The sequence below is a fragment of the Cupriavidus sp. 09_S30 genome, assembly GCF_056930435.1.
Genome location: NZ_JBXOWI010000001.1, coordinates 1,547,959 through 1,574,719, shown reverse-complemented (window position 1 = coordinate 1,574,719; position 26,761 = coordinate 1,547,959). Strand labels below are relative to the sequence as shown.

At 62.0% G+C, this 26,761-nt stretch carries 31 protein-coding genes, 1 tRNA gene and 2 pseudogenes; 16 read left to right on the top strand and 18 right to left on the bottom strand.

Annotated elements, in window-relative coordinates; all coding sequences use genetic code 11:
* Window positions 1-17: 17 nt before the first annotated feature.
* Both AC1Z3O_RS07590 and AC1Z3O_RS07585 read left to right on the top strand, forming a co-directional pair.
* Window positions 18-806 (top strand): formylglycine-generating enzyme family protein, encoded by a 789-nt coding sequence (locus AC1Z3O_RS07590; RefSeq protein ID WP_483514857.1) that lies wholly within the window; start codon window positions 18-20, stop codon window positions 804-806.
* Window positions 803-1,441: an SCO family protein gene (locus AC1Z3O_RS07585; RefSeq protein ID WP_483514855.1), complete on the top strand. Its 639-nt coding sequence runs from the start codon at window positions 803-805 to the stop codon at window positions 1,439-1,441. The genes AC1Z3O_RS07590 and AC1Z3O_RS07585 overlap by 4 nt, the downstream gene beginning before the upstream one ends.
* Window positions 1,442-1,659: 218 nt before the next feature.
* Here AC1Z3O_RS07585 and AC1Z3O_RS07580 read toward each other — a convergent pair whose 3' ends face one another.
* Entirely contained in the window at window positions 1,660-2,667 is a 1,008-nt protein-coding gene (locus AC1Z3O_RS07580) for a zinc-dependent alcohol dehydrogenase family protein (protein WP_483514853.1), read from the bottom strand.
* 199 nt (window positions 2,668-2,866) lie between these two features.
* Here AC1Z3O_RS07580 and AC1Z3O_RS07575 point away from each other — a divergent pair, with 199 nt between their 5' ends.
* The gene (locus AC1Z3O_RS07575) at window positions 2,867-3,280 is read left to right on the top strand and encodes a winged helix-turn-helix transcriptional regulator (protein WP_483514851.1); all 414 of its coding nucleotides are present in this window, start codon (window positions 2,867-2,869) and stop codon (window positions 3,278-3,280) included.
* 197 nt (window positions 3,281-3,477) lie between these two features.
* Here the strand turns inward: AC1Z3O_RS07575 and AC1Z3O_RS07570 are convergent, their stop codons facing one another.
* Together AC1Z3O_RS07570 and lpdA are read right to left on the bottom strand one after the other, a co-directional pair.
* Window positions 3,478-4,524, bottom strand: coding sequence for a saccharopine dehydrogenase family protein (locus AC1Z3O_RS07570; protein ID WP_483514849.1), 1,047 nt, complete (start codon window positions 4,522-4,524; stop codon window positions 3,478-3,480).
* Between the two features lie 116 nt (window positions 4,525-4,640).
* A complete protein-coding gene (lpdA, locus tag AC1Z3O_RS07565) occupies window positions 4,641-6,431 on the bottom strand; it encodes a dihydrolipoyl dehydrogenase (protein ID WP_483514847.1) in 1,791 nt (596 codons plus the stop codon).
* Window positions 6,432-6,909: 478 nt separating this feature from the next.
* Here lpdA and AC1Z3O_RS07560 point away from each other — a divergent pair, with 478 nt between their 5' ends.
* Window positions 6,910-7,365 carry a helix-turn-helix transcriptional regulator gene (locus tag AC1Z3O_RS07560; RefSeq protein ID WP_483514845.1) on the top strand — a complete coding sequence of 152 codons (456 nt, stop codon included), beginning with the start codon at window positions 6,910-6,912 and terminating at the stop codon, window positions 7,363-7,365.
* Between the two features lie 94 nt (window positions 7,366-7,459).
* On the opposite strand, the gene AC1Z3O_RS07555 is transcribed toward AC1Z3O_RS07560, so the two are convergent.
* The 5 genes from AC1Z3O_RS07555 to AC1Z3O_RS07535 all read right to left on the bottom strand — a co-directional run bounded on the left by AC1Z3O_RS07555 (window position 7,460) and on the right by AC1Z3O_RS07535 (window position 10,961).
* The gene (locus tag AC1Z3O_RS07555) at window positions 7,460-8,425 is read right to left on the bottom strand and encodes a D-2-hydroxyacid dehydrogenase family protein (protein ID WP_483514843.1); all 966 of its coding nucleotides are present in this window, start codon (window positions 8,423-8,425) and stop codon (window positions 7,460-7,462) included.
* A gap of 130 nt (window positions 8,426-8,555) precedes the next feature.
* Window positions 8,556-9,302, bottom strand: a complete 747-nt coding sequence (locus AC1Z3O_RS07550) for an SDR family oxidoreductase (protein WP_483514841.1) — start codon at window positions 9,300-9,302, stop codon at window positions 8,556-8,558.
* Window positions 9,303-9,341: 39 nt separating this feature from the next.
* On the bottom strand, window positions 9,342-9,743 hold the full coding sequence (locus AC1Z3O_RS07545) for a nuclear transport factor 2 family protein (protein ID WP_483514839.1): 402 nt from the start codon (window positions 9,741-9,743) through the stop codon (window positions 9,342-9,344).
* 52 nt (window positions 9,744-9,795) lie between these two features.
* A complete protein-coding gene (locus tag AC1Z3O_RS07540; protein WP_483514837.1) occupies window positions 9,796-10,155 on the bottom strand; it encodes a hypothetical protein in 360 nt (119 codons plus the stop codon).
* On the bottom strand, window positions 10,152-10,961 hold the full coding sequence (locus AC1Z3O_RS07535; RefSeq protein ID WP_483514835.1) for an oxidoreductase: 810 nt from the start codon (window positions 10,959-10,961) through the stop codon (window positions 10,152-10,154). Before AC1Z3O_RS07535 ends, AC1Z3O_RS07540 begins: the two co-directional genes overlap by 4 nt.
* 109 nt (window positions 10,962-11,070) lie before the next feature.
* Here AC1Z3O_RS07535 and AC1Z3O_RS07530 point away from each other — a divergent pair, with 109 nt between their 5' ends.
* Window positions 11,071-11,706, top strand: coding sequence for a TetR/AcrR family transcriptional regulator (locus AC1Z3O_RS07530; protein WP_483514833.1), 636 nt, complete (start codon window positions 11,071-11,073; stop codon window positions 11,704-11,706).
* A 36-nt stretch (window positions 11,707-11,742) separates the two neighbouring features.
* Here AC1Z3O_RS07530 and AC1Z3O_RS07525 read toward each other — a convergent pair whose 3' ends face one another.
* A complete protein-coding gene (locus tag AC1Z3O_RS07525; protein WP_483514831.1) occupies window positions 11,743-12,372 on the bottom strand; it encodes a YajG family lipoprotein in 630 nt (209 codons plus the stop codon).
* A gap of 75 nt (window positions 12,373-12,447) precedes the next feature.
* On the opposite strand from AC1Z3O_RS07525, the pseudogene AC1Z3O_RS07520 reads away from it, so the two are divergent.
* Window positions 12,448-12,639: pseudogene (locus tag AC1Z3O_RS07520) on the top strand (IS5/IS1182 family transposase); the annotation flags it as partial.
* Between the two features lie 5 nt (window positions 12,640-12,644).
* Here AC1Z3O_RS07520 and gcvA read toward each other — a convergent pair.
* The gene (gene gcvA, locus AC1Z3O_RS07515) at window positions 12,645-13,580 is read right to left on the bottom strand and encodes a transcriptional regulator GcvA (RefSeq protein ID WP_483517540.1); all 936 of its coding nucleotides are present in this window, start codon (window positions 13,578-13,580) and stop codon (window positions 12,645-12,647) included.
* A gap of 183 nt (window positions 13,581-13,763) precedes the next feature.
* Here gcvA and AC1Z3O_RS07510 point away from each other — a divergent pair, with 183 nt between their 5' ends.
* The 6 genes from AC1Z3O_RS07510 to AC1Z3O_RS07485 all read left to right on the top strand — a co-directional run bounded on the left by AC1Z3O_RS07510 (window position 13,764) and on the right by AC1Z3O_RS07485 (window position 18,815).
* Entirely contained in the window at window positions 13,764-14,537 is a 774-nt protein-coding gene (locus tag AC1Z3O_RS07510; protein ID WP_483514829.1) for an SDR family NAD(P)-dependent oxidoreductase, read from the top strand.
* 41 nt (window positions 14,538-14,578) lie between these two features.
* The gene (locus AC1Z3O_RS07505) at window positions 14,579-14,860 is read left to right on the top strand and encodes a hypothetical protein (RefSeq protein ID WP_483514828.1); all 282 of its coding nucleotides are present in this window, start codon (window positions 14,579-14,581) and stop codon (window positions 14,858-14,860) included.
* 178 nt (window positions 14,861-15,038) lie between these two features.
* Window positions 15,039-16,220: an MFS transporter gene (locus AC1Z3O_RS07500; protein WP_483514826.1), complete on the top strand. Its 1,182-nt coding sequence runs from the start codon at window positions 15,039-15,041 to the stop codon at window positions 16,218-16,220.
* Window positions 16,221-16,402: 182 nt separating this feature from the next.
* On the top strand, window positions 16,403-16,849 hold the full coding sequence (locus AC1Z3O_RS07495; protein WP_483514825.1) for a MarR family winged helix-turn-helix transcriptional regulator: 447 nt from the start codon (window positions 16,403-16,405) through the stop codon (window positions 16,847-16,849).
* Window positions 16,850-16,905: 56 nt separating this feature from the next.
* Window positions 16,906-18,159 (top strand): M20 family metallopeptidase, encoded by a 1,254-nt coding sequence (locus AC1Z3O_RS07490; protein ID WP_483514823.1) that lies wholly within the window; start codon window positions 16,906-16,908, stop codon window positions 18,157-18,159.
* An 11-nt stretch (window positions 18,160-18,170) separates the two neighbouring features.
* A complete protein-coding gene (locus AC1Z3O_RS07485; protein ID WP_483514822.1) occupies window positions 18,171-18,815 on the top strand; it encodes a trimeric intracellular cation channel family protein in 645 nt (214 codons plus the stop codon).
* A 269-nt stretch (window positions 18,816-19,084) separates the two neighbouring features.
* Here the strand turns inward: AC1Z3O_RS07485 and AC1Z3O_RS07480 are convergent.
* The 3 genes from AC1Z3O_RS07480 to AC1Z3O_RS07470 all read right to left on the bottom strand — a co-directional run bounded on the left by AC1Z3O_RS07480 (window position 19,085) and on the right by AC1Z3O_RS07470 (window position 21,173).
* Window positions 19,085-19,169, bottom strand: a tRNA-Leu gene (locus AC1Z3O_RS07480).
* A gap of 143 nt (window positions 19,170-19,312) precedes the next feature.
* A complete protein-coding gene (locus tag AC1Z3O_RS07475; RefSeq protein WP_483514820.1) occupies window positions 19,313-20,365 on the bottom strand; it encodes an alpha/beta fold hydrolase in 1,053 nt (350 codons plus the stop codon).
* A gap of 268 nt (window positions 20,366-20,633) precedes the next feature.
* Window positions 20,634-21,173, bottom strand: a complete 540-nt coding sequence (locus AC1Z3O_RS07470) for a carboxymuconolactone decarboxylase family protein (RefSeq protein WP_483514819.1) — start codon at window positions 21,171-21,173, stop codon at window positions 20,634-20,636.
* A 139-nt stretch (window positions 21,174-21,312) separates the two neighbouring features.
* Between AC1Z3O_RS07470 and AC1Z3O_RS07465 the strand changes: the two genes are divergently transcribed.
* Window positions 21,313-22,260 carry an AraC family transcriptional regulator gene (locus tag AC1Z3O_RS07465; RefSeq protein ID WP_483514817.1) on the top strand — a complete coding sequence of 316 codons (948 nt, stop codon included), beginning with the start codon at window positions 21,313-21,315 and terminating at the stop codon, window positions 22,258-22,260.
* Between the two features lie 214 nt (window positions 22,261-22,474).
* On the opposite strand, the gene AC1Z3O_RS07460 is transcribed toward AC1Z3O_RS07465, so the two are convergent.
* From AC1Z3O_RS07460 to AC1Z3O_RS07440, 5 genes and pseudogenes are all read right to left on the bottom strand, one after another.
* Window positions 22,475-23,056: a hypothetical protein gene (locus tag AC1Z3O_RS07460; protein WP_483514816.1), complete on the bottom strand. Its 582-nt coding sequence runs from the start codon at window positions 23,054-23,056 to the stop codon at window positions 22,475-22,477.
* 268 nt (window positions 23,057-23,324) lie between these two features.
* Window positions 23,325-23,411: pseudogene (locus AC1Z3O_RS07455) on the bottom strand (RNA polymerase sigma factor); the annotation flags it as partial.
* A gap of 282 nt (window positions 23,412-23,693) precedes the next feature.
* Window positions 23,694-24,074 (bottom strand): hypothetical protein, encoded by a 381-nt coding sequence (locus AC1Z3O_RS07450; RefSeq protein WP_483514814.1) that lies wholly within the window; start codon window positions 24,072-24,074, stop codon window positions 23,694-23,696.
* A gap of 10 nt (window positions 24,075-24,084) precedes the next feature.
* Complete coding sequence (locus AC1Z3O_RS07445; RefSeq protein WP_483514812.1) at window positions 24,085-24,498, bottom strand: DsrE/DsrF/TusD sulfur relay family protein; 414 nt, start codon at window positions 24,496-24,498, stop codon at window positions 24,085-24,087.
* A 15-nt stretch (window positions 24,499-24,513) separates the two neighbouring features.
* Window positions 24,514-24,840, bottom strand: coding sequence for a sulfur reduction protein DsrE (locus tag AC1Z3O_RS07440; protein WP_483514810.1), 327 nt, complete (start codon window positions 24,838-24,840; stop codon window positions 24,514-24,516).
* A gap of 328 nt (window positions 24,841-25,168) precedes the next feature.
* Between AC1Z3O_RS07440 and AC1Z3O_RS07435 the strand changes: the two genes are divergently transcribed.
* Genes AC1Z3O_RS07435 through AC1Z3O_RS07425 form a run of 3 tightly spaced genes read left to right on the top strand, consistent with a single transcriptional unit; the run spans window position 25,169 to window position 26,645 of the window.
* Complete coding sequence (locus tag AC1Z3O_RS07435) at window positions 25,169-25,513, top strand: ArsR/SmtB family transcription factor (RefSeq protein ID WP_483514809.1); 345 nt, start codon at window positions 25,169-25,171, stop codon at window positions 25,511-25,513.
* Window positions 25,510-25,968, top strand: a complete 459-nt coding sequence (locus AC1Z3O_RS07430; RefSeq protein ID WP_483514808.1) for an SRPBCC family protein — start codon at window positions 25,510-25,512, stop codon at window positions 25,966-25,968. Before AC1Z3O_RS07435 ends, AC1Z3O_RS07430 begins: the two co-directional genes overlap by 4 nt.
* 17 nt (window positions 25,969-25,985) lie before the next feature.
* Window positions 25,986-26,645, top strand: a complete 660-nt coding sequence (locus AC1Z3O_RS07425; protein WP_483514807.1) for a glutathione S-transferase family protein — start codon at window positions 25,986-25,988, stop codon at window positions 26,643-26,645.
* The last annotated feature ends 116 nt before the right edge of the window (window positions 26,646-26,761 follow it).

Genomic DNA, 26,761 nt, shown 5'->3' with positions numbered 1-26,761 from the left:
TAGGACGCACCCAGTATATGAACGTCCCCCGCATCAAGGCGTCGGCATTGCTGCTGCTCTCCGTAGCGATCGGCAATGCTCAAGCCGCCAGCTATGTGCCAGTTCCGGCGGGGGCGTTCATCAGCGTGTTGGACAAAGGCGCCAACCTGCCGCAGACAAGGGTGGCGTCATTCGCGTTGCGAGAAACGCCAGTCACCAACGATGAATTCCGTGCCTTTGTCGCAGCCCATCCGGAATGGCAACGTGGTCGCGCACCGGCAGCTTTCGTGGATCCCAGCTATCTTCACCAGTGGCAGTCCCCCTCTTCCCCCGGACCGGCCCTCGCCAGTAAGCAGCCCGTGACCAGTGTCAGTTGGTTCGCGGCACAGGCATTCTGTGAAAGCGAAGGAGCACGTCTGCCAACCTGGGAGGAATGGGAGTTTGTCGCGGCTGCTGATGAAACCCATGCGGATGCCCGACGGGATCCGGAATGGCGGGCTCGCATACTCGCCTGGTACGCCCAGTCCTCCAGCGCCCCGCTACCCCCTGTCGGTGGCCCGGCAAACTACTACGGCGTGCGCGATATGCACGGGTTGGTATGGGAATGGGTCGACGATTTCAACGCCCTGATGGTATCGGCAGATAGCCGCAATCAGGGCGATCCGGACAAGCTGCAGTTCTGCGGCGCAGGAGCGATCAGCCTCCAGGACCGCGAGAACTATGCGGTGCTCATGCGCATTGCACTGCTATCTTCGCTCAACGCGGTGGACACCACCAACAACCTCGGGTTCCGCTGCGCGCGCCCCATATCAGGAGCAAACAAATGATGTTGCCAATGAAACGATATGCTTCGGTGGCGCTTCTTCTGGCACTCCTTGGCGTTGCCTCGTTGCATCCGGCCGAAGCCGCCAGCCCGAAAGCTGACAGCCCGGCCACCGCGGCGAATGCGCTTCCGAGCCAGTCCATCTACCATCTGCCGGTCTCCTTCGTTGACCAGGACGGCAACACCTTCGACCTGGCCTCGCGGCGAGGCAAGCCGATGGTCGTCAGCATGTTCTACACATCATGCCAGTTCGTGTGTCCAATGCTGATCGAAACCGTCCAGCTCATCGGCCAAAAGCTGACGGCAGAGGAACGCGCCCAGTTGAAGACGCTCCTGGTCACCTTCGATCCGGCACATGACAACGTCGCGGCACTGAAGGGGATTGCGGACAAGCGCAATCTGGACGGCGCTCATTGGACGCTCGCTCGAACAGATGCATCCAGCGTGAGAAAGCTGGCGGCGTCCCTGGGAATTCAGTATCGCCAGTTACCGGATGGGGATTTCAATCACAGCACAGTGCTCATCCTGCTCGATGAGCAAGGGCGCATCGTTGGCCGAACGAACAAGATGGGAGGCATCGATCCCGCTTTCGTGACGCTGGTAAAGAAGACGCTGCGCGAGCAGAATCACGGTTCCTGAGCGATCAAGTTGGCACGCCAACTGTTCTGTTCTCCTCTCCATCCGCAAAAGCGCGAACAGATCACCAGGCCGCTCATGATGGAGCAGAAGCGCCTCATTCTGCGAATCGTGGGCGCATTTTCCCCGCGCCGTGCTGCTCCCCCGGAGCGGCCAGGTCTTCTTTCCGGTGGGCCGCGGTATCCACTGGCGTTCGTCTGATCGCCGCGACGCCGCCCCTTTTAAAGCGACAGGCAAACTTTGCCGAAATGCTTGCCAGCCGCCTGGTGGCGGAACGCGTCGGCAATCTCTTCAAGCGGATACGTGCGGTCGATCACAGGCTTGATCCCGTTTGCGTCGATCGCACGGATCATGTCAACCTGATGCCTGCGACTGCCGACAATCAGCCCCTGCAGTTTCTGCTGACGACGCATCAGTTCACCCGTCGGCACCTGCCCGGCAATGCCGGTCAATACGCCGATCAGCGCGATATGGCCACCGATCCGGCAGGCCCGAATCGACTGGCCGAGCGTGTCCGGACCGCCGACCTCGACAACGTTGTCGACACCGCGACCGTTCGTGATCTCGAGTACCTTCGCGGCCCAGTCGGTATCGCGCTTATAGTTGATCAAGTGATCGGCCCCGAGCGCGCGCGCCTTCGCCAGTTTCTCGTCGGACGACGATGTCGCAATCACCGTCGCACCCATCTGCTTTGCGAACTGCAGGGCAAAGATCGAGACACCACCCGTGCCCTGAACGAGCACGGTATCGCCGGCCTTCAGCGCATCGTCGACAACTAGTGCACGCCACGCCGTCAGGCCCGCCGTGGTCAACGTCGCAGCCTCTGCGTGGCTGTAGCCTCGCGGCGCGTGCGTGAACCATTGCGCGGGGCGCACGACGATCTCGCGAGCGTACCCATCGACACCGTCGCCCGGAGTCGTAGAAAAATCGGCGAGCGTTGGGCCGCCATCGAGCCAATATGGGAAGAACGTCGATACGACTGCGTCGCCGACCTTGAATTCGGTCACACCGTCGCCGATCGCTTCGACAACGCCTGCGCCATCCGACATCGGAATGCGACCGTCATCGGTGATCAAGCGTCCCATGACGACGCCCAAGTCATGGAAGTTGAGCGAGCTCGCGTGGATGCGCACGCGGATTTCGCCCGGCGCTGGCGCACCGGGATCGGCGAGATTCACGAGTTCGAGGTGTTCCAATCCGGCGGGCCGGCGCAAGGTGATGGCTTTCATCGAAGCAACTCCTGATGGTCGATTGACGGACGCATGATGTGCGATGTCGCATCGGCGTCGCGAACGCCATCGCGCCCATTGGTCCGTGCGTGAGGTCACGGAAGGTCCGCAACCACACCGTGATTGTCCGATCGTGCATCGATAATCGCAAGAAGGTACAATTAAAGCCGGTACTATCAATTATGTAGGTATAGATGCCATGCGACCCAAGCGCCTGGACAGCAAGAGCGGCTGCGCTGTCGAAGTCACGCTCTCCGTAATCGGCGGCTTATGGAAGCCGGTGATCCTCTTTCATCTGTTGCGTGAGAAAAAGCGATTCATGGAACTCACACGACTGATGCCGAACACGACGCAACGCATGCTGACCCTGCAATTGCGCGAACTGGAGGCGGACGGCATCGTTGCGCGCCATGTCTACCCCCAAGTCCCACCCAAGGTCGAATACGAGCTAACGCCCTTCGGCGAGACGCTCGCACCGGTGCTGATTAGCCTCAGGGAATGGGGCGAGTCCTATCAGGCGCGCCGGGCGAAAGCCGTCGCGCCGGGCGAGGTAGTGTCGAAGACAGCGGGGACTCGCCGACGTCGTACGAACGCAACCGAACAAGCCGCCTGAGCGGGCGCAAACTGGTCGGGGTCAACGTTGACCGATTGCATTGCCTGCAAACCGCTGGTCGGTCTCGACTACAGTCCGCCGAGCAATGCCGGCGATCAGCGATGGCGAGCACGTTTTCGAGTTCGATGCGCGTGCTTGCAACTTAGGCTACGAAGGCACCTGCGCGTCGAACGTCAAGCGCTCGATTTCGCTTGTAGTCAACCGTGTGACACATCAAAACCCGGGCGCTCGAGAAAGTAAGCGCTGCCCATCAGCATCGAAGGCGTCTTGTAACCTCTGGGGCCAGGGTCCGTCAGGCAGTGATTGGCGATTGCCAACGCTGTGTCTGCCGTCATCGCGTAGACATTGGGTGCCGACAACTTCATCATGATCGTCTTCCCCTGGGCATTGGCTGCCTCGGCCCAGAACGCGGTTCGCTGGGTGTCACGTGCTTCGGCATTCGGCCCCCCAGCGAAGAGCCGCTCCGCCAGCCGGTCGAGCGCTCTGGAAACGAATGGAACGGCAAAGAGCCGGCGCATGAAGTTGGTGACCCGCATCGTCAATCCGAGCCAGAGTGGCAACGCGCAGTACACGAGCCCGTCCGGCACGCCCGTCGACACACCCGCGGTGTACACATCGCCCCACGGAATCGAGACGCCCCAGCGCGCGCCTCCCGGAAACGGAATGCGTCGAATGCGATAGGCATTGGGGACTTGAACGAGATGGTGATCCCGTCGGACAAGGCCCCCGCTCGCAGCGGACTCCAGGATGGTTTTCGCCGTACCGATGCTCGGCTTTGTTCCGAAGGAAAACGCGATATCGATCCGGCGTGCGTCAGGCAGGTGCTCCTTGAGCGCGGCCGCAAGGCTGTCGGTGGGAACAATGTCGAAACCCGCGCCTGGACAGAGAACGACACCCGCCTTGGCCGCGCGCGCGTCCTGCGCATGACAGAACTGGAAGACGGGGATTTCGCCCGTGATGTCCACATAATGAACACCCGAACCGATGCAGGCTGCCACGAAGGCGGTTGCGGTCGTGGAGAATGGCCCCGCGCAGTTCAGGACGACCGCAATGTCTTGCAGGTTTCCTTTCGCCTGAGTCACCTCGAACGCTCTCGCCTCCAGGCCGAACGCGTCGGCCAGTGGCTTGAGTTTCCTGCCATCTCTCCCGGCAATGATCGGCCGCATACCCTGGCGTACCGCTTCACGGACGACCAGTTCGCCCGTGTAGCCATACGCACCGTAGATCATCAACTTCTTGCTCACTCTTTCCTCTGATATCGATTGCTCCACTCTTCCCCCATTGCGGCACCTGCTGCAAGCTTGCGATGGCGCTCGCGTGCGGCACCTATGTGATCACCGCACGCCCGGACGACGGACCGCTAAATGTTCAACGCCCGCTTCTGCACCGCAAGCGCAGCCTCGCGCATGACTTCGGATAGCGACGGGTGCGGGTGGCTGATCATGCCGATGTCTTCCGACGCTGCCTTGAACTCGAGCGCAGCCACGGCTTCGGCGATCAGCTCCGCGGCATTGGCCGAGATGATATGGACCCCCAGCAGCTCGTCGGTCTTTGCATCAGCGATCATCTTGATGAAGCCGTCCGGGCGGCCGATGCCGAGTGCGCGGCCGTTGGCCATCATCGGGAACTGGCCCGTTCGGACCTCCCGGCCTTCGGCCTTTAACTGGGCCTCCGATTTGCCGACCCAGGCGATTTCGGGCTCGGTGTAGATCACCCATGGAATGCAGTTGTAGTCGATGTGCGGCTTCTGTCCGGCGATGATCTCAGCCGCCATGACGCCTTCGTCCTCGGCCTTGTGGGCCAGCATCGGGCCGCGTACGACATCGCCGATTGCATAGATGCCCGCCGCCGCCGTGCGGCAATGGTCATCGACAGGAATGAAGCCGCGCGCATCGGGCGAGAGGCCAATGGCGTCCAGTCCGAGATTGTCGGTATTGGGCACGCGGCCGATCGACACGATCAATCGGTCCGCCTCAAGCTTCTGGTCGGCGCCGTCCTTGTCCTTGTAGGCGATGCTGACGCCCGTGGCCGTGGTATCAATCTTGCCGATATCAATGCCCAGATGGATCGTCAGCCCCTGTTTCTTGAACTGCTTGGCCGCCTCCCTCGCCACGGCTTCGTCGAGGGCGCCAAGAAAGGTCGGCAGCGCTTCGAGCAAAGTCACCTCGGCGCCGAGCCGCCGCCAGACCGAACCGAGCTCAAGGCCGATCACGCCGGCGCCGATCACCGCGAGTTTCTTCGGCACGGAGTCGAACGCCAGTGCGCCTTCGTTATCGGACACGATCTTGTTGTCGACCGGAACGGTCGGCAGATGACGGGCCTTGGAACCCGTGGCAATGATGACGTTGCGTGCGGTGTATGCCTTGGCCTCGCCGCCTTCGGTCGCTTCCACGGTGATGACGCCGTCGGCACCACGCCCCTTGAACTTGCCGTGACCCTTGATCCAGGTCACCTTGTTCTTGCGGAACAGGAGCTCGACGCCGCCCGTGAATTTATCGACGATGGCGGCCTTGCGCTTGAGCATCTGGGGCAGGTCCAGCGTCACCCCCTTGACCTGCACCCCATGCTCGGCCAGCCCGTGCTGTGCATGCGCGAAGTATTCGGACGATGCCAGCAGCGCCTTGCTCGGGATGCACCCGACGTTCAGGCAGGTGCCGCCGAGCAGTGGCTTGCCGGCTTCGTTCTTCCACTCCTCGATACAGGCCACGGTCATGCCCAACTGGGCCGCGCGGATCGCCGCAATATAGCCGCCCGGGCCCGAGCCGATCACGATGACGTCGAAATCGGCCTTGGCCGTAGCAGTTGCGCCGCCACCAATTGGTGCGATGACCGGCGCGGTGGCCGGTGCGGTGGCCGGCGCAGGCGCTGCTGCAGGTGCGGCAGCGGCCGGGGCCGCCGCGGTGGCCTTGCCTTCGGTATCGACCAGCGCGATCACGTCGTCGGCATGCACCGTGGCGCCGTCTGGCTGCACGATTTTCGCCAGCACGCCATCTGCCGGGCAGGGCACTTCGAGCGTTACCTTGTCCGTTTCCAGTTCCACCAGGATCTCGTCGCGCTTGACGGTCTCACCGGCCTTCCTTTTCCATTGAATCAGCGTGGCTTCCGAAACCGATTCAGAGAGTTGAGGCACTTTCACTTCGATCGCGGCCATGGGCTCTTCCTTTGGATGTTGCGTGGCGAAGATTTTGAGTCTAGGTGAGCTCACGTGCGAACGACCAATTCAGTGGATAAGGGGCTACCGTTGCGGTGCTTTGTGCCTCTATCGACACTCATGGGGTAACGGAGCAGACCGTACCGGGACAAAGCGGTCGATGCAGACATGCCTTCTTAAAAATGCGATCTGAAGCGCGATGTTCTGCTGGCAGATTGCTTCGTCTTCCAGGTGCTTCCTGGAGATCCCGTTCTATAGCCCGGTTTGCGCCGCCCATCGCGTAAAGGCGCCACCGCTCATCGTTGCCGGCCGACGCGACACGGTCACGCCGGCCCCTGCGGCATATCGCGCAGCGATTCGCCTCCCGGACGGTGAATTTCACCTTCTGGATGGAAACCACTTCGGGAACAGCATCTTGTTTTCCCACTTTGCTCCCGCCGGAAGCAAGCTTGCGTAGCCTTCCCAGCACTCGGCACTCGTGAGCGCTGCCGCGTCGCCGGGGCGTCCGACGATCGGACGATACGCTGCGTCAAATCGCAGAAGATTACATTTTCGGAATTTCGGCGCCGCCCAAGGCAGCATTTCCGATCGCGTTCGCCAGGTGCTGCGGCAGACGATGAGCACTTCGAGTTGCGACAAAGCCAGTGTCGCATCGCTGCTTGCGCTGCATCCAAGAACGCTGCAACGCCGCCTCGCGGAAGAGAACACAAGTTTTGAGGCCCTTAAGGAAGAGGTCCGCAAGAACCTCGCGCTGCATTACCTGCGAGACACCAAACTGGCGATCGGCCAGATTTCGGTGATGCTCGGCTTTCCCGCGCAATCTGCGTTGTCGCGCGCATGCCGCCAGTGGTTTGCGCTCACACCTTCGGAAATTCGCGGCAGCAAACATCGAGAGCGCGGTCCATTCGATGGCATGACCGAGGACTTGGCATAGCGCGATATTTCATGACGTAGAGCCTGATCTCGTATCGCGTTTGTTCTCGATTTGAGTGAGCGCTTTCCAAGGCATCCGTTGCGCCCCGTCATAGCTAGCCAGCCCTCTCCGCTGCATGAATACCCTCGAGCCAGCCAACGATGTTTGCGACCGTATCCCGATAGAACGTTTCATAGAGCCCCCTGCTCACGTAGCCAATATGCGGGGTAGCAAGAACGTTCGGCAGGATCCGGAACGGATGATCCGCGGGCAGCGGTTCCTGGTCATAGACATCAATGGCCGCACCCGCAATCGCTCCGCGCCTGAGCGCGTCGATCAGTTCCGTCTCCACAACGATTGGCCCCCGCGATGTGTTGACCAGCCGTGCAGTCGGCTTCATCAGCGACAGCTCGTGCGCGCCGATCAGGCCGCGAGTCCGGTGGCTGAGGATCAAGTGGATCGAGACAATGTCCGAGGACGAGAACAATGCCTCTTTGGAAACAAACTCGGCGCCGCTGGCGGCCGCTCTTTCGGAAGTCAGGTTCTGACTCCATGCCAACACGCGCATGCCGAACGCCAGGCCGATCCGGGCTACCTCGGAACCGATGTTGCCAAGCCCGACGAGACCCAGCGTCTTGCCCTTCAGGTCTTCCCCCACGCCGATTTGCCACCCGCCTTTGCGCAACGACGCATTCTCACTTGCGATATTCCGCATGCTTGCGAGAATCATGGCCCACGTGAATTCGATCGTAGGCGTCGACGTATAGCCCGTATGAACGACTTCAATGCCCAGCGCCTGCGCGGCATCCACGTCAATGGCCGCGTTCCTCATGCCAGTCGAGGCAATGAGCTTCAGCTTGGGGAGTTGTTCCATCAGGGATCGCCTGAATGGCGTGCGCTCCCGCATGACGCACACCACGTCGAACTCCCGGAGTCGATCGACAAGCGCCGCTTCCTCTTCGATGTGATCGCTGAAAGCCACCACATCCGCTCGCTCGGTCACCGGCGACCAGTCGGCTACCTTGAGGGCCACCCCCTGGTAGTCGTCGAGGATGGCAATTCTCTTCTTAGTCGTCATCATTGCATCTCCCATCCGGATACGACTCACATGTGACCACAGTAGATAGAGAACTTCAATGTAGCAACAGCCGGCACGATCCCCCGCAACGGTTCCGGCAGATCGGCCCAGCTACCGCCGGGCAACCTTGTGCTCACCCAGCGACCAGCGAGTCATTGAACTCCTTGACCCACGCGTGCTCGTTCGGTCCCGGCTTGGCACGCATGGCCACCGCGGGGCCGACCAGTATTTCGTTGGCATCGGTACTCAATTGTCCGATCACGCCGGCGATGAATTCGTCAAGCGGCATCGCGCGCGGTTCCTCGGTGCTGTTCAGCAGTTCCGTGCGGACCCAGGGTGGCGCGATCTCGATGACCGAGACCTTGCTGTCGCGAAGCTGATAGCGCTGCGAAAGCGTGTACGAATGCAATGCCGCCTTGGTCGCGCTGTACACCGCCGAAAACGCCATGGGTACGAAGCCGAGCACCGAGCTGACGTTGGCCACGACGGCACTTTCTTTCGTTTTCAGATGCTCGATCAGCGCCGAGGTCATCCGAATCGTCCCGAGCAGGTTCGTTTCAACGGTCGACGTCAGCAAGTCATCATCGATCGGGCCGGCAGCATCATCGAGCAGCATGATGCCGGCGTTGTTGATCAGCACGTTCAAACTGGGATGGTCGACGATCAGTTTTCCAGCGACCTTCTTGATGTCCGCCGGATCGGTAATATCGAGCGATACCGCCTGCATGCCGGGGTTCGCGTCGATCGTCGCCTGCAGACGCTCCGCGCGCCGGCCGGAAATAATGACCTGGTTACCGAGCTTGTGGAGCGCTTCGGCAAGGCCGCGGCCGATGCCAGAGCCGCCGCCGGTGATGAATACGGTGCTACCTGTGAGTTTCATGATGCCTCCTTGGGCGATGAAGGTTGGACTCAGCGGGACTCAGTGCGGGAAACTGTTGCCGAACATCGGCAGGCCACTCTTCGATTCGGCCGCCGTGGCCTCGTCCTGCAGCACGTCCCAATGCTCGGCGAGCACGCCGTCCTCGATGCGCAGGATGTCTGCGGCAATCCATGCGGCGGGACGCCCGTGGCCGGAAAAGCGGCCGTGGATGATCACGTAGTCGCCGTCCGCCACGATCACGCCCGGCTCATAGCGCAAGGCCGGCGGCAACGCCTTGATGAGGTTGAACAGGCCGTCACGGCCCGGTTCGATATGCGCGCTGTGCTGGATGTAGTCGGGTGACCAGAATTGCGCGGCGGCGGCGTAGTCGCGTTGGTTGAACAGCGTGTCAAACGCTTCGAGCACGAGGGCCTTGTTTGCGGCTTGGGCGGTGGTAGTCATGCTGGTTCTCCTGAGAGCCTGTATGGGCGCGGTGGCACGTCATGTCGGCAGCTCATGCCGGCACGGCCTGAATGGCGGGATAGTCGACATAGCCCTCGGCCGTCGGGCCGTAGACCTTGGTCCAGTCGATGTCGGCAAGCGGCGCGTCAATGGCGAAGCGCATTGGCAGGTCCGGATTGGCAATGAACGGGCGGCCGAAGGCGACCATATCGGCCAGTCCGGCCCCGATCAGCGCGTTGCCCCGTTCCTGGTCGATGCCGACATTGGCGATGATGTTGCCGCGATAGAGCTTGCGGAAATGGCGGAACATTCCGTCTCCGCCCAGCGAGGCCAGCGGCGTTGCCGACACGTCGGCCATCGCTCCCATCAGCAGCAGATGGGAGAGGCCGAAATCGTTGAGCCGGCCAATCACGTATTCGGCGGTGGCAAGCGTTTCGTCAGTGGAGATGAACGCCCCGGTTTCTGAGGTTGCCGGCCCCGTCTTGATTCCGGTCCGGTGCGCCCCGGCAACCTCGGCCACCGTTCCACGACCTCGAACAGGAAACGGGCCCGGTTCTCCGTCGAGCCACCGTAAGCGTCCGTGCGCAGATTGGTACGGACATTGAGGAACTGGTTGAACAGGTAGTGATAGCCACCCTGGATCTGCACGCCGTCAAACCCTGCCGCGATCGCGTTGCGCGCTGCCCTCCCGAAATCGGCGACCGTGCGGCGGATGTCGTCCTTGTTCATGGGCCGCGGGACGACGGTGTCCTTCTTGCCAGTCTTCGTCACGCTCTGCTGCCCGGGGTTGACCGCTGACGCCGAAAGCGGAGCCTTGCCCGGGTGGAAATCCGGGTGCCCCAGTGAACCGGCATGCCAGAGCTGCGCAACGATCCGCCCGCCCGCGCGGTGCACGGCGTTGGTCACCGCGCGCCAGCCACGCACCTGCACGTCGCTCCAGAGTCCGGGCACGTCTGCCCAGCCGACTGCCTCGGGGCTCACAAATACGCCTTCGCTGACGATCAGCCCGGCCGAGGCCCGTTGGGCGTAGTAGTCGGCATGCAAAGCGGTCGGGGCAAGATCAGGATTCGCCGCACGCATCCGCGTCAGCGGCGCCATGACGACACGATTAGGCAACTCCAGGTCCCCGAGTCGGAACGGGTTGAGCAAGGGCTGGTGACGTTCGATGTCCATAGAGGTACCCGCGCTGTGAGGTCGAAACACGATGGTGATTAACATTGAGTTTTGTCCACCGATGCCGGAATGTCAAGGTCGATCACCATTGTCTTTTCATCGGAGGCGCTATACTTGAGATGACAACCGCACAAAGGCAAAGGAGTACTGGGCGATGGGCGTTTCGAAGCAGCAGGCGGTGGAGAACCGCAAGGCCATCGTTGCGGCGTCGGAGAAGCTGTTCCGCGCGCACGGAATCGATGGTGTCGGCCTCAGCGCGCTGATGAAGGCGGCAGGCTTTACCCAGGGTGGTTTCTACAACCACTTCGAATCGAAGGAGGCGCTGGCGGCCGAAGTCGTGGCGACGGCCATGAGCAAGGCCAATCACGACCTGAATGAAGCCATCGCCGCGCCAATCGGGCCGGACGGCAACCGTTTGCGGCGACAGATCGACTACTACCTGTCAGGAACGCATTGCAGCGATATCGAGCATGGTTGCGCCGTTGCCGGCCTCACTTCGGACGTGCGCCGGCTGGGCCATGAGGCGCAGGTGCACTTCGCGAAGGGTCTGCGGGAAATGTTCGACACCCTGACGGCACTCGTTGCGGAACAGCGCGCGGGGCGCGGCGACGGCGACGGCGACGAAACGCGCCGGGAGGCCATCGCGTTCTACAACGAGATGGTTGGCGCGGTCATCCTGTCGCGCTCCGTGGCCAGCGCGGATCCCCAACTCGCGGAAGAAATCCTGCGCGCGAGCCAGCAGATGCTGATCAAGGATTTCGCGCTGGACGCGGCAGCAGACAAGCGGTGAGCGACCGGATCGGAGGTGACGGTAGCCTAGACAAATCTATTCGGCTGAGAGGCTCTTGTCCAAATCGGCAACGAAGTGCTTGAGAGCGGAGGATAAGGCTAGCGCCAAGGATTGTGCGTAGGATTCACTAGTCATCGCAATGGCTAATCCTGCCGAACCCTCCCCTGCATAGTGCTTGTTGAAGAGTTCTTTTCCGCCTTTGCTGACCCTGGCAATGAGAGAAACCTGGCCCGTATAACTGAAATACATATCGCAATATACGTTCAAAATCTCACCCGAAACCACTACGCTCTGGCTTGTCGAGTTGTCTTCAGATGTTCCGCTGCTGACCGTGTAGCCGTTATTCTGTAGCTCCATCTTAATGGCCTGCAGAACCCAGTCTGGAACACTATTTGTCGGAATGACATCAGCCGTGTGCATTCCGAAGGTATTTCTCACGGTGCCCACAACCCTCTTGTCTGTACGCTGGTCGGTAAACGGATTGAGAACGATTTGAATGTTCTTCGAGGAAGGTTTCGGCGCCGCGTGAGCAACGGAGGTTTCACCGGAGTCGCTCGCGGGGGGATAAATCAGCGTCGGCTGTCGGGTTCCGAGCGCGCATCCCATGAGGCAGAGGGCAGAGACAAGCGTGACTGGGATGCCTATGCCTCGAACTATTCCAATCATGGCTTTCTCCGCTTTGTCGACGCGTGTTGGATAGACGCTGCCGCCGGGCTACACCAACTATAGGACGACAGGTGGAAAAGGCGAGATCAACCGCGCGGCAACGGCCTCGGCAAGACTCGCTGAATCATCGAACGAACCATCGCCTGGCTGCACAACTTCAAGCGTTTGCGTGTTCGCTTCGAACGACTTGTCACGATTCATGAAGCCTTCCTGAAAATGGCTTGCCGCATCATCTGCTGGCACCATCTCAGGGAATCATCTTGTTAGGACGTCTAAGACTCAATATCAGGAATCGGACTTCCACCGGCCGCTTCCTCAAGCAACCAATCCCGAAAGGCGACCAATCTCGGAAGATTGGAACACTCGCTGCGATAGACGACGAAATAGGCAAGAGGCGACGCAAAGCTGATTTCCGGGAACAAGCGCACAAGCCGCCCGCTTGCCAGGTCGTCGCGCACCATGACGCTGCGAGCAAGCGCGACGCCCTGCCCTTCAGCCGCGGCCTGCAAGACAGCCGCGGAGTTGTTGATCTTCATGCCACGAGTCGTGACGGCTTCCTTGATACCCGCCTTGCGCAGCCACGCATCCCAAGACGGAAAGCCCGCGTGGCCCTCCATCGACAGATCGTGGATCAACACCTCTCCCGCCAGGTCATCCGGCCGTTTCACACTGCGCTGGCGCAGTAATTTGGGCGAGCACACCGGATAGACCTCCTCGCCCATGAGCTTCTCGGCCGTCAGGCCAGGCCATACTCCCGTGCCGTAGCGCACGCCGATATCTATGCCCTGTGCAAGGAAATCGACTGGCTTGAGACTGGTCTCCAGGCGTACGTCCATATCAGGCCATGCAGCCTGAAACCTGTCGACGCGCGGCAACAGCCATTTGGCAGCAAAGGCCGGACTGACGGTCACCGTGAGCACCCCGCTTGTCGCCCCCTCCTTCAGTCGATCCAGGCCCAGCGCGAGCCTGTCAAAGCCGGCCCGGATGTCCGGCAACGCCCGTTCTGCCGCTTCGGTAGGAATCAGCCGAATTCGCCCGCTTGAAGCCCGATGGAATAGCGGCACCCCAAGCCATTCCTCCAGCGTACGGACGAGCTGACCGACCGCAGCGGGCGTGACGTGGAGTTCGGCCGCCGCAGCGGAAAAACTCTGGTGCCGGGCGCTGGCTTCGAAAGCGCGCAGTGCGTTCAGATGTACAGGCGATTTCATCACTAAAGATTTTCTTTCAATACGAGAGAGTTTATCTCGTTTGTCAGCCAGGAAAGGATAGCCAAGAATCCATCTCATAGCGCTTGCCGATCGCAAGCGCGCACCAAGGTGGGCATCGAGCAGGAAGCTTGACTCAACAGATTTTCTTTCTCGCTCGTCGTCCACCGGACAGAGAGATGAAGGATGAACAAGCAATTCAAAGGCAGGAAGCTGCTGGTGGTCGGCGGCACCAGCGGTATGGGTCTGCAGACGGCCCGGAATGTGCTGGCCGAAGGTGGCAGTGCGGTGATCGTGGGAAACCGGCCGGACAAGGCCGAAGAAGCCCGCAAGGAACTGGCCGCACTCGGCCAGGTCACTGCGCTGGCCGCAGACTTGTCCAGCAGCGAAGGGCTTGCCACGCTGCTCAAGGCAATCGACGAGCAGCACACGGACATCGACCTGCTAGTCAATGCGGCCGGTGTGTTCTTCCCGAAGCCCTTCCTGGAACACCAGGACGCCGACTACGACCAGTACATGTTGCTGAACAAGGCGCTCTTTTTCATTACGCAAAAGGTCGCCGCAAACCTGGTCGCGGCAAATCGTCCGGGCGCGATCGTCAACATCGGATCAATGTGGGCCAGGCAGGCAATCGCGGCTACGCCTTCTTCAGCGTACTCCATGGCCAAGGCCGGCCTGCATTCGCTGACCCAGCACCTGGCCATGGAGTTGGCACCGATGCGCATCCGCGTCAATGCCGTCTCGCCAGCGGTCGTGCAGACGCCGATCTACGAAGGCTTTATCCCGAAGGACGAGGTCGCCAGCGCGCTTCAGGGCTTCAACAGCTTCCATCCGCTTGGCAGAGTCGGCACGCCGCAGGATGTGGCCGAAGCGGTCACCTTCCTGCTGTCCGAAAAGGCGAGCTGGGTCACCGGCGCTATCTGGGACGTCGATGGCGGCGTCATGGCTGGCCGCAACTGATTTCCAACGCCAAGCATCCATCGCTAACAAGGAGAAACACCATGGTCTATCTGCAGATCACGCTCAGGATCCACCAGGACAACCGGGCCGCCGCGGCAGGCATCTATCAGCAGTACAAGGCGCCATTCCTCAACACCATCAAGGGAGCCGCATCCAAGCAACTGCTGGTCCGTGACGACGACGTGCAAGTCCTGCACGGCTTTGACACTGCGGAGAACGCAAACGCCTATCTGCACAGCGAGTTGTTCACTGCCGACGTGGTCAGCGGACTCAGGCCGCTGCTCGAAGCCGCGCCCGACGTACGCATTTACGAGGTTGCGTAATCGCTCATGGCCAGGCGCAAGCATGGGCGCCCTGGCCTTTTCCCTCCTCTGCGAGATAGCGCAATGCTGCTGGAGCGGGCGGCTGAAGCGTACCAGCGCCTGAAGCATGGCGACGTCAAGTTCCGGATGGTGCTGACCATGACCCCGCGCGCAACCTGACCCAATTCCCCCGCATCCCATGTATTCGAATTCGTCTGTCGCCCGGCTCGCCATCGCGCAGGCCCTAGCAGGAGCCAACTCAACGGTGGTCTATGCCACTGGCGCCATCATCGGCAATATGCTGTCGCCGCGGCCAGAGCTTGCCACCTTGCCGATCTCGCTGTTCGTAGTAGGCATGGCACTGTCGACGCTGCCGGCTGGCGCGCTGGCTCGCCGCTTCGGCAGGCCCGTCACCTTTCTTGCCGGGAATGCCTGCGGTGTCCTCGTCGGACTGCTGGCGGCTGCCGCGCTGGTGGCGCAATCCTTCACGCTGTACTGCATCTCTATGCTCTTCGGCGGTGCCTATGCGGCCGTGGTGCTGACCTTCCGCTTCGCTGCCGCCGAATGCGTCAGCCACGAAGACAAACCACGCGCGCTATCGCTGGTGCTCGCCGGTGGTGTCGCGGCCGGGATCCTGGGCCCCCAACTGGTTTCCGCCACCATGAACCTCTGGCCACCCTATGCCTATGCGGTGACGTATCTGGCTTCCGCCGGCATTGCAGCCGCGTCTGCGCTCGTGCTGCGGGGCATCCGGTTCCAGGCAGCGCCGGCCGGATCGCGCCACAAGGCGGGCCGGCCGATTCGCGAGATCCTTCGTCAGCCAAGACTGGTGGTCGCCATGCTTTGCGGCGTGGTCAGCTACATGATGATGAACTTCATGATGACATCCGCGCCGCTTGCGATGGAGTTGTGCGGCATTCCGCGCCTCTATTCGAACTACGGCATCGAGATGCATGTCATCGCGATGTATGCACCAAGCTTCTTCACGGGCCGCCTGATCGCCCGCTTCGGCGAATCCACGATCATCCTGGCCGGCCTGGTGTTGACCGCCCTGGCCGCCGTGATCGGCATGAGCGGCATGTCGGTCAGCCACTTCTGGATGGCGCTGGTTCTGCTCGGTTTTGGGTGGAACTTCGGCTTCCTCGGTGCGTCTGCGATGGTGCTGACCTGTCATACGGCGGAGGAAGGCGCCCGCGTGCAGTCGATCAACGACTTCGTCGTGTTTGGCGCCATGGTTGTAGGTTCGTTCGCCTCGGGCAGCCTGCTTGCCACATTCGGCTGGGGAACCGTGACGTCGCTGATCCTTCCGCCCGTTGCCCTCTCGGCCATCGCCCTGCTCTGGCTGCAATGGGTCGTGGCCGCGCCGTCACGCCAGCATTGATCGACGCCCACGCCGGACTTGCCCTGCGACGCTTATTTCACGGGCCAGCACTAAACGCCACAGACGTCCGGGAGCGTGTGAGGCCCGCTACACCCACCACGCAATATAGTTGAATTTTTCAACTATATGCCTATAATCGCCTCGCTGGGCACGCAAGGCGTGCCCCCGATCCTGGAGCAGCGGTGTACTCGGACTTCCTGACTTTCAAGCTCGATCTGACCAGCGCATTGCTGATGGATCGCGCCAATGTGGCCTACCGCGAGCGCTGGAATCTCGATGTGCGCGCGCTGCGCGTGCTGCGCCTCGTGTGCACTGAGCCGGACTCGACGCCCAAGGAGGTGTCGCAGCGTACGCTGGTCGAGAAAACGCTGCTCTCCAAGGTGCTTGCCGAGCTGGAAGCGCGGGACTTGATCAGCCGGAACACGCATCCGGTTGACCGGCGCAGTGTCATGCTGCGCGCGACGGCGCACGGTCTCGAGGTAGCGCGGGCGTCGGAGGTGTTGGGATTGGCGCTGGAGGTCGATCTGGCCAAGGCGCTGACGACTAGCGAGCGCAAAACACTGGAGCGACTGCTGGACAAGCTGTCGAACAACCTGATGAGCGGCGAGTCACCCGCCGCGCCCGATTGATTGTGTCGCCATGCAGCCCCGGTTGCAGCGTACACGGTAACGACAAGGAGCCGTCCATGTCGAATTGGATCGAAGCGATGGGAGGCGCGATCGACGCGCTTCTGCCGGAACTGGAGGCGATCTACAAGGATCTGCATCAGCATCCGGAGTTGTCCATGCAGGAGGTCCGCACGGCATCGATCGTGGCGGACTATGTCGCCAAGCTCGGCTACGAGGTGACACGCAACGTCGGCGTCACGGGCGTCGTTGCCGTGCTGCGCAATGGCGAGGGCCCCACAGTGATGCTGCGCGCCGACATGGATGCGCTGCCGATGGCGGAAGCCACCGGACTGCCCTATGCCAGCACGATCAGGATGACCGATGAGGATGGCATCGAGGTAGGCGTGGCGCATTCGTGCGGGCACGACCTGCACGTTACGTGGCTGATGGGCGTGGCGCGCCTCATGGCCGAGCATCGTGATGCATGGCACGGCACGCTGCTTGCCGTGTTCCAGCCCGGCGAGGAAGTGGGCCGCGGCGCGCGCAGCATGATCGATGATGGCATGATGTCGCGCTTTCCCAAGCCCGACGTCATCCTGGGCCAGCACGTGATGGTCGGCCCCGCGGGCACGGTAGGCTATCGCTCCGGCACGATCCTTTCGGCGGGCGACAGCCTGAAGGTCCGGCTGTTCGGTCGCGGCTCGCATGGCTCACAACCGCAGACGTCGATCGACCCAGTCATCATGGCTGCGTCAACCACCTTGCGCCTGCAGACGATCGTGTCGCGCGAGATCTCCCCGCGGCAGAGCGCGGTACTGACGGTCGGTGCGCTGCAGGCCGGCACGAAAGAGAACATCATTCCCGACGATGCGACCCTCAAGCTCAATATGCGCACCTTCGACGAGGACGTGCGCGAGTACATGCTGGGCGCGATCCGTCGCATCTGCTGCGCCGAGTGCATGGCGTCGAATGCGCCGCGCGAGCCGGAGTTCACGACGCTCAGCAGCTACCCCATGACGGTCAATGCCAGCGCCACCACGCAACGACTCCAAGTGGCGTTCGAAGAGTGGTTCGGCGAGCGGGCCTACGAGACACAACCTGCCGCCGCGAGCGAGGACTTCAGCGTGTTCGGCCGCGAATGGAACGTGCCATACGCCTTCTGGTTCGTCGGCGGCACCGACGCCGAGACCTATGCGAAGGCGAAAGCGGCGAAGACACTCAACAGAATCCCAAGCAACCACTCGCCCCAGTTCGCGCCGACGCTCGACCCGACACTGCGTACCGGCCTCGAAGCCATGCTGTGCGCAGCCGGCGCCTGGCTCGTCCACTGAGGCAGATCATCGTGAATTCCCACGCGGTCTACACCGTCCTCGACCTGATCGGCACCTTCGCCTTCGCCATCAGCGGTGCCGTTGCCGCGCGACAAAGGCGGCTTGACCTGTTCGGCATCGCCTCGATCGCGTTCATGGTGGCGTGCGGCGGCGGCATCGTGCGCGACGTCTGCATCGGTGCCATCCCGCCCGCCGGACTCTCGAACTGGCACTATCTGGCCACCTCGCTCGCTGCGTGCGTGGTCACGATTCTCGCGTATCCCCAGGTCCGCCGCCTGCGCCAGCCTGTGCTGCTCTTCGATGCGATCGGGCTTGGCCTGTTCGCCGTCTCGGGGGCGCAGAAGTCGCTCGCTTATGGCCATAGCGCGGAGTTCGCGATCCTGTTGGGCATCGTGAGCGCGGTCGGCGGCGGCGTTATGCGCGACGTGCTGCTCTCACGCGTGCCAGCCATACTCGAGCGCGAGATCTACGCGTCGGCCGCGCTGCTTGGCGCGGCGGTGCAGGTAGGGTTCTCCTACGCAGGCTGGACGGCCTGGTGGACACCGTGGTTCGCTACGCTCGCCTGCGTCGTCGTGCGGCTGGCATCGCTCTATTTCGGCTGGCGCCTGCCGGCGTTTCAAGGACGGCGAGCGACCTTGGCTCGTGATAATCAGTGACGGGAAGCTGGCTTGTTGCAGAGAAATGCGGGTTGTGAAGCGCCGCTGATCGTGGCCGCCGAGAATTCGGCGCAGCGCTATGCCCTGCCCTTTCTAAGCCAACGACTGCGCGGCGTCGGACGCCTTCGGGGACTTAAAGGCGGAGATATAGATTGGCCTGCCTTCGCTGGCGCTTGAAGCTTAAGCGAGTTAGCGGCGCAGTCACGAGGCCGCTATTGAAGATCAAAAGCGCCGAGTTCGAGAAAACCGCGGCGCGCTGATCGTAGAACTGGTGCCCAGAGCGGGACTCGAACCCGCACGCCTCGCGGCGCTACCCCCTCAAGATAGTGCGTCTACCAATTCCGCCATCTGGGCAAGAGGGTCGCCATTGTAACGGTTGAACGCTCTTTTGTGAACTGGCGCGTCCGGGAAATGGACGCGAGATGCACGATCGCCGCCACCTTCCCGGCGGCGCCGATCCTGGCCACAGCTGAGGGCGCCGCCCCGAGGAATCCTCGTCAACGCCTGTCGGCGTCGAGCACCGCCTGCGCAAACGCCGTGGGCGCTTCCTGCGGCAGGTTGTGGCCGATCCCGCCCGTCAGGTTGCGGTGCTCGTAGCGGCCGGTGAACTTGCTGGCATAGGCGCTGGGCTCCGGGTGCGGCGCACCGTTGGCATCGCCTTCCATGGTGATGGTGGGCACGCCGATGGTGGGCGCGGTGGCGAGGTGCTTCTCGATGTCGTCGAACCTGGCTTCGCCGGTGGCCAGACCCTGCCGCCAGCGGTAGTTGTGGATGGTGATCTCCACGTGGTCGGGATTGGTGAACGCGCCGGCGCTACGGTCGAACGTGGCATCGTCGAAATTCCATTTCGGCGATGCCAGTTTCCAGATCAGCTTGGCGAACTGGTGCGTGTACTTCTGATAGCCGGCGCGGCCACGGTCCGTGGCGAAATAGAACTGGTACCACCACTGGAGCTCGGCTTCGGGCGGCAGCGGCTGCTTGCCGGCCGCCTGGCTGCCGATGAGGTAGCCGCTGACCGAGACCAGCCCCCTGCAACGGTCCGGCCACAGCGCAGCCATGATGTTCGCGGTGCGCGCGCCCCAGTCGAAGCCGGCCACCACGGCGGTCCGGATCTTGAGTGCGTCCATCAGCGCGATCATGTCAGCGGCAATGGCCGAGGGCTGGCCGTTGCGCATGGTGTGGGCTGACAGGAAGGTCGTCGAACCGTAGCCACGCAGGTAGGGAATGATCACGCGATAGCCGCGATCCGCCAGCAGCGGTGCCACGTCGACGAAGCTGTGGATGTCGTAGGGCCAGCCGTGCAGCAGCAGCGCGACGGGCCCGTCGGCCGGGCCGGCTTCGGCGTAGCCGACGTTGAGCACACCCGCGTTGATGTGCTTGATCGGTGCGAAGGTCGTATGGGTGCCCGGCGTGGTCGAAGGCAGGGGTGCCGCCTTCGAGACGCCGCTTTGTGCCCGGGCGGCCTGCGTCAGGCCAAACTGCGCCGCCGCCAGCGTCATTGCCGCTGCGCCCAGAAAGCCACGACGAGGGAAATCGATTTGGTCCGACATTTTCTTCTCCTGTGTGCTGGATCAACCTGAGCACAAGTCTAGGAGGCCGGGGCAAGTGGCATGTGTCGGACTTCGGGACTTTTGTATTGCTGTGTATATGTCCAGGGTTGCCAAATGTGCTGATACAAAGACTGCCCGGCCGGAGACGGTTCGGAGCGTCTGGCGCCGCCCGGGGCCTGCTTGCCCGGTCGCAATGGCGCGTATGCGCAACCTCCCCCAACGGCAGCACGCAACGTAAAGGGGGCGCCCCGCCCCCCCTTGCCATGCCTTATGCGACGGCCGGGAAGTCCAGCGTCGTGTCGTTGACCCGATTCACCATGTTCGTAAAGAGAATCGCGCTTACCGCCTGGATCGCCTCGACGATCTGCCCGTCGCTGTAGCCAGCCAGGCGCACGGCCTCCAGGCTGGATGCCGGCAGCGTGCCGCGGGTGCCGACAAGTTCCACGGCAAAGCGCGTCAGCGCGTCGATCTTTGCATCGTCCGGATAGCTGCCCTGGCGCAGCTGGCGCGTCTGCGCTTCCGTGTAGCCAGCCAACTTGCCCGTCAGCGAATGCGCGGCCACGCAGTAGTCACAGCCGCTGTGCTCGCTCACGGAGAGGTTGATCGCTTCCAGTTCGCGGGCGGACAGCGAACCACTCTTCAGCACCTGGTTGGTCTGCAGGGCCTGGGCCAGCACCGCGGGGGCATTGCTGCCGATGGTGGCATAGGCGTTGGGCACCTTGCCGACGGCCTTGCGGATGGCGCCGAACAGTTCAGCGGCCTGGCCAGTGGCTTGCGCGACGGGGGTGGTATGCAGGCGGGTGGTCATGATCGATCTCCGGTTCATTCGAAGTTGAGGGGGAATCACCTGGGTTCGTGTGCGGCGTTTCCTTGGACTTCATGGTAGGGGTACCGCCGATCCGGAAAGGTTAGAATTCACTCATCTTTTTGCTTGATCGTCTCAGATCATGGACAGCCTGAGTCAACTGGTCCGCCTGCTGTCGCCCTCCGGCACGGTCGACCTGCGTTGCCGCGTGGCCGGCGCCTGGTCCGCGCACAATGCGCAGGCCGCTCCCGGCCATGTGCCGTACCACGTGATCCTCGACGGCAGCGCGGAGATCCTGGTGGGCAAGGAGGTATTGCGGGTCTCGGCCGGAGACGTCCTGCTATTCCCGCATGGGGCCGCGCACACCATCGTCGGCCTCCAGGGCGGCGCCGTGCGCGCGGCGGAGTCGCGCCGTTTCAACGGCATGGTCACGGAAGTCACGGTAGCCGGCGCGGCCGCGCCGCTGGACATCCTGTGCGGTACCTTCGTGCTCGGCAGTTCAGCAGACCTCCTGCTGCGCACCCTGCCCGAGGTATTGTGCGTGACGACGGCCGCCCAGCGCGCGGACACCGCCAGCCACGATGCCGACTGGCTGCGCGGACTGATCGGCATGATGAATGTGGAAGCAGACCGGCCCCAGCCGGGCGGCGCGGCCATCATCGCGGAACTCTCCACCGCGCTCTTCACCATCCTGCTGCGCACGCTGATCGCGCGCGGCGCGGTGGCGCGGGGACTGCTCGCCCTGATGGCGGATGCCCGCATGGCGAAAGCCGTCGATGCCGTGGTGCGCGCCCCGGAGCAGCCATGGAGCGTGGATAGCCTGGCCGCCCTCTGCAACGTCTCGCGCGCAACGCTGGCACGGCGCTTTGCGCAACTGGGAGGCACTACGCCGCTGGAACTGGTCACGACGCTGCGCATGGAGCGCGCCGCGCGGCTATTGCGGCAGGGCGAACTGTCTGCCGCTGCGGTGGGTGAGCGATGCGGCTACGCTTCGCAGGCGGCGTTTGGCCGCGTGTTCACGCAGCATTTCGGCGTGGGGCCGGGCACATACCGGCGCCAGCACCGCGAACAGCGGGGCGAGGCTGCCTGATATCTTGTCGAAAGAGTCAGCGGAGCGCTTGCCAGACTCCAAATGCAGCCAGAAACCACATGCTAGGCGAGCTGCGCCGCGAAGTGCGATAAGGCCGCCCGTCACACGATTCCCAGCCCAGGACCAATTGATCACGGTCAGGGTTGGATAGTGCTTACATATCCAACGCTATGGGGAACGGTAACGAACGGCCGTTTTTTTAATTTGGTGTCAGTTAGTTTCCAATGAACTTGACGCACTGCTGATGAATGGAAGCTATTTCAGACAGTGTGTCCTGATTCAGAACAACCGCCTTCAAGCCCGCTTGGGTTCTTACTCCTCCAGCCAAATCAACTTGGTAACCGGCTTGTACCGCGTTGCCAATAACGACGCTGCTACCGCTTGCCGACGTAAAAACGATGGTCTTCATCACGCCGTCAGTCTGAGGATTTGCTGCCGTGCCTGGGCACAAGGCCCGACTGAACTGACCACCTGCCAATTCCCCTAGCATCGTGTACCGGGTACGCCCGTTTGGATGCAAAGTATCGCGATCACAGCCGCAAAAATTACCAGTGTTCCCATCAAAAAAAGCATACTCGAGCGTCAAAGTCAACGGGGTGGGGTTGAGAAAGACAAACTCTGTATTGTCCGTCATGATCTGATTTGACGGGCTTTTGTGATCAGTAAATCTATCATTCATTTTCCAATGTCCGACCAGATAAGGCCCGGAATCGCCTGGCCCGGAATCGGCTGCCATCGCTAAACCTCCGTAAGCCAATGCCAGCATCAGTCCAACCACAATCGCGTTCTTCTTCATTTTTAGCCTCCATCGGAGAAGAAGTCAGACCCTTGATCCCGTGCCAGGACCTAAGGCGCCGGAGTTTGTCTGATCCATACGCTCGACTTGTGGAGGACTAGCATCGATACGGGAGTGACTGCCAACAATAAAGTTGAGCACATAACATCACTCCTGGAATGCAGCAGCTGATGATCAGTGCATAACGAGTAGTCGCATAAACGTTTGGCGACAGACTCCAACTCAAATGATAGGTTGCCGTGGCCGAGTTACGTCTGGAGAATCATCGAACTCCTACCGCTTCCAAGTAGCTCAGTTCCTCGACGCAAACCAGCAATAGCACCTCACGCTGCGTGAAAGGAAGGCGGTAGAGCATGCCCCAGAACAGTTTCACGATTGAAACAATTTCCGCGGTTTCACTGACCTTCGCTGGGCAACGCCGATGGCTGACATCAGCCACGCAGCCTGCTCCGGCGCCTGGCGCACTACCGGCGGGAAGGAGCGCGATCATACGGCTCGGCGTTGGCATTTCGGGACACCCCGACGCAATCGGATCAACGCTCAGCCAGGGAAAGCGAGGCGCCCTGCTCATAGCGCCCCGCGACGGTTGCATGCCGAACGCAACGACTCGCCGCTGACGGCCGAGTGCGTTACACCATTACCAGTGCCAGACCTGATCGAAGCGGTCGAACAGGGCAGGAATCTCGGCTCGCGCGAGCAGCGTCAGGCCGCCGATGACGTCTTCCTGCGACAGTCCACGGTCGCGCATGTCCTCGGTGACCGCATACACGGCAACCCTGGCGCCGATCATCTTCTCCAGATCCTTATCGAGCGCCGGCGGATGGGCTTGCCGGCGCGCGCCGAAAGCGAGACCGCTGGCATCCTGCCCGCGGACCGCGTAATTCACGGCGCTCCCGCACAGCAGCAGGCTGATGTCCGCGCCGGCGTTTTTCAGCACATGGTTCAGCCACAGGATGGTGTCATCCTGTTCTTCCAGGGTAGCCCGGTACGCCGTCTCAACAATGCTCAAAACTTTCATGGCGCGGCTCCTATTTCGTCGGGATTACCAGCACAGCATCGCTCTGCGTCGCGGCGTCGAGAAAATCCTTCGGACTGCCTCGGCGCGGCCCCTCGATCCAGTCGCCTGCGCCGCGTTCGTCCACACACAGGCCGCAGTTGATCCAATCGAGCTTGGCACCCTGCTGGCCCGCAAGTTGAAACAGGGCTGCCGCCCAGTCCCTGGTTGTGGGGTGATCCTCCTCCTCCACGGATGTACCCTTGACCGGATTGGGATGCGGAGCTTGCGCCTTCATGGTCAGGTTGACTGCGCCTTCGTAGGCGAACACCGTTACGTCGTGCCCCCGACGCAGTGCCGCATCGACAATGCGCAGCGCCGTGGTGCTCGCTGCCTTCTCATAAGGGGGATCCATCAGTGCCAGGGTCAATTTCTTACCGGTAGCCATCACGTTCTCCTTGCTTCAATGCCAAATGGCCTTGGTCCCAGCCACAAAAAGAAGATCCACCAGTTGACCGATGTCTGCCTTCTGGACACCTTCCGCCAGCCGTTCGATCGCCCGTTCGCGCAGGGAGAATTCATCGGCAAGGACCGTGATGCCGCTGCGCGTCAGATCCGCATATCGCTCACTGAATTTCGCCCCCGGGCGAGTGGAAAGCACGCCGTTCTGAACCAGGAACAGAGTGACCGTGTTGCCCCTCTGGCTTATGCCCCTCACCAGTTCATCGACGTGCTGGGTATCGCCGGCACCATATGGATCGCGCGATTCTACGAACAGGTAATTTGCCATGTCAGCCTCCTGCCAGCCTCCAGCCCGAAGAAGCGATTCCCACCGATGTGTTGCCCGGTGTCGCGCCCGTCGCGACGGGCACCGACTCGCCGTGCGGCGCGAGGGCCGCGCACCGCTCATGAGTTGGGTATAGCAGAATGGACAGACAGTCCAAATATAAGCACGTGTCATACCCCGGGGAGGCTGATGGTGCATTCACGCCGTCGCTGAAGCACGCCTCAAGCCGTACTGCGCAAGCAATGACCGCATCACAGACCTGCCATCAAGCGACTCACAAACACTTAAGTCATTGCTTGACTTTCCCTCAAGCCGCATCTAACTTAAGTGAATGGTTGAGTATTCAAAGCAGCTGGATCTAGCCTTCCACGCACTCGCGGACGCAACGCGCCGGGGGATTCTTGATCGCCTCTCGCAGGGGCCCGCCTCGGTGAGCGAGCTGGCCAAGCCTTATGGCTCGTCGCTCGCTGCCATCCATCAGCATGTGCAGGTGCTCGAAGCGAGCGGGCTCATCGTGACGGAGAAACGCGGGCGCACGCGCGAATGCCGGATCTCCAGCGAGGCGGTCGAGCGAGTCGAACACTGGCTGAGCGAGCGTCGCCAGCTCTGGGAGAGCCGGTTCGATCGCCTCGGCGCCCTGCTCGAAAGCAGTGAAATCAAAGGAGACGAGCCATGACGGAAACACCCTTGTTCCACGGTACCTTCACCTTGAACCGCGTGTGGGCGGTCCGGCCCGAGCGGGTATTTGGCGCTTGGTCCGATCCGCTTATCAAGGCGCAGTGGTTCACCGGTCCCGCGGAGCGATGGAACCTGATTCGCCGGTCGATGGATTTTCGCGTGGGTGGCCTGGAGGTGCTGGAAGGCCGCTTCAATGAAAGCGGCATGGTGACGCTTTTCGAGGCCCGCTTTCACGCGATCGAACCGGGCCGGCGCCTCGTCTATGCCTATGATCTGCATCTGTCCGGACGCTTCCATTCGATCACCTTGTCGAGCCTGGAACTCGAACCGCAAGGCGACGGGACCCGCGTTTCCTATACCGAGCAGATCGTGTTCCTGGATGGCAAGGACGGCACCGCCGATCGCCGCCACGGGACCGGGCTCCAGTTCGACAAGATTGAAACCATCCTTTGATCCCGCGGAGCCACGCCATGACGCTTGCACTGTACGGGCATCCGTTCGCCTCCTTCGTCTGGAAACCGTTGATTGCGCTTTACGAGCGCGATGTGGCCTTCGCGTTCCGGATGGTCGATCCTGATCATCCAGAGAACCAGGCACGCATGACCGCGCTCTCCCCCACCGGGCAATTTCCGGCACTGGTCGACGGGGATCGGGAGATCACGCAAAGCAATGCCGTGATCGAGTATCTCGATCTGTTTCATGGCAGCGGCAGGCCGATGGTGCCGGCCGATCCGCGCGAGGCGCTGGGTGCGCGCATGATGGCGGATGTGTTCGACGATTACGTCAATGCACCGATGCAGCGGATTGTCGGCGATGCCTTGCGCGGCGAAGATGAACGGGACCCGCGCGGCGTCGCCGATTCGCAGGCCCTGCTCGATCGAAGCTACGCCTGGCTGGACTCACGCCTGCAGGGGAAGGAATGGGCGGCTTGTGGCCGCTTCACCATTGCCGATTGCGCGGCCGCTCCGGCGCTGTTCTATGCGGACTGGGTTCATCCGATTCCCGAACGTCATGCAGCGCTCGGCGCCTACCGGGCACGGCTGCTGTCCCGCCCTTCCGTGGCACGGGTCGTCGACGAGGCGCGCCCTTATCGGCAGTTCTTTCCGTTGGGAGCGCCCGACAGGGACTAGCGTTGGAAAGGTGCCGGCAATGCGCCGGCAGACCACATATGAACGCCATGAAAAGAAAGGGAATAAACTGAGCGCAATGGCTGCCTGACTCGGCATTGGATCCCGACACTGCGCGC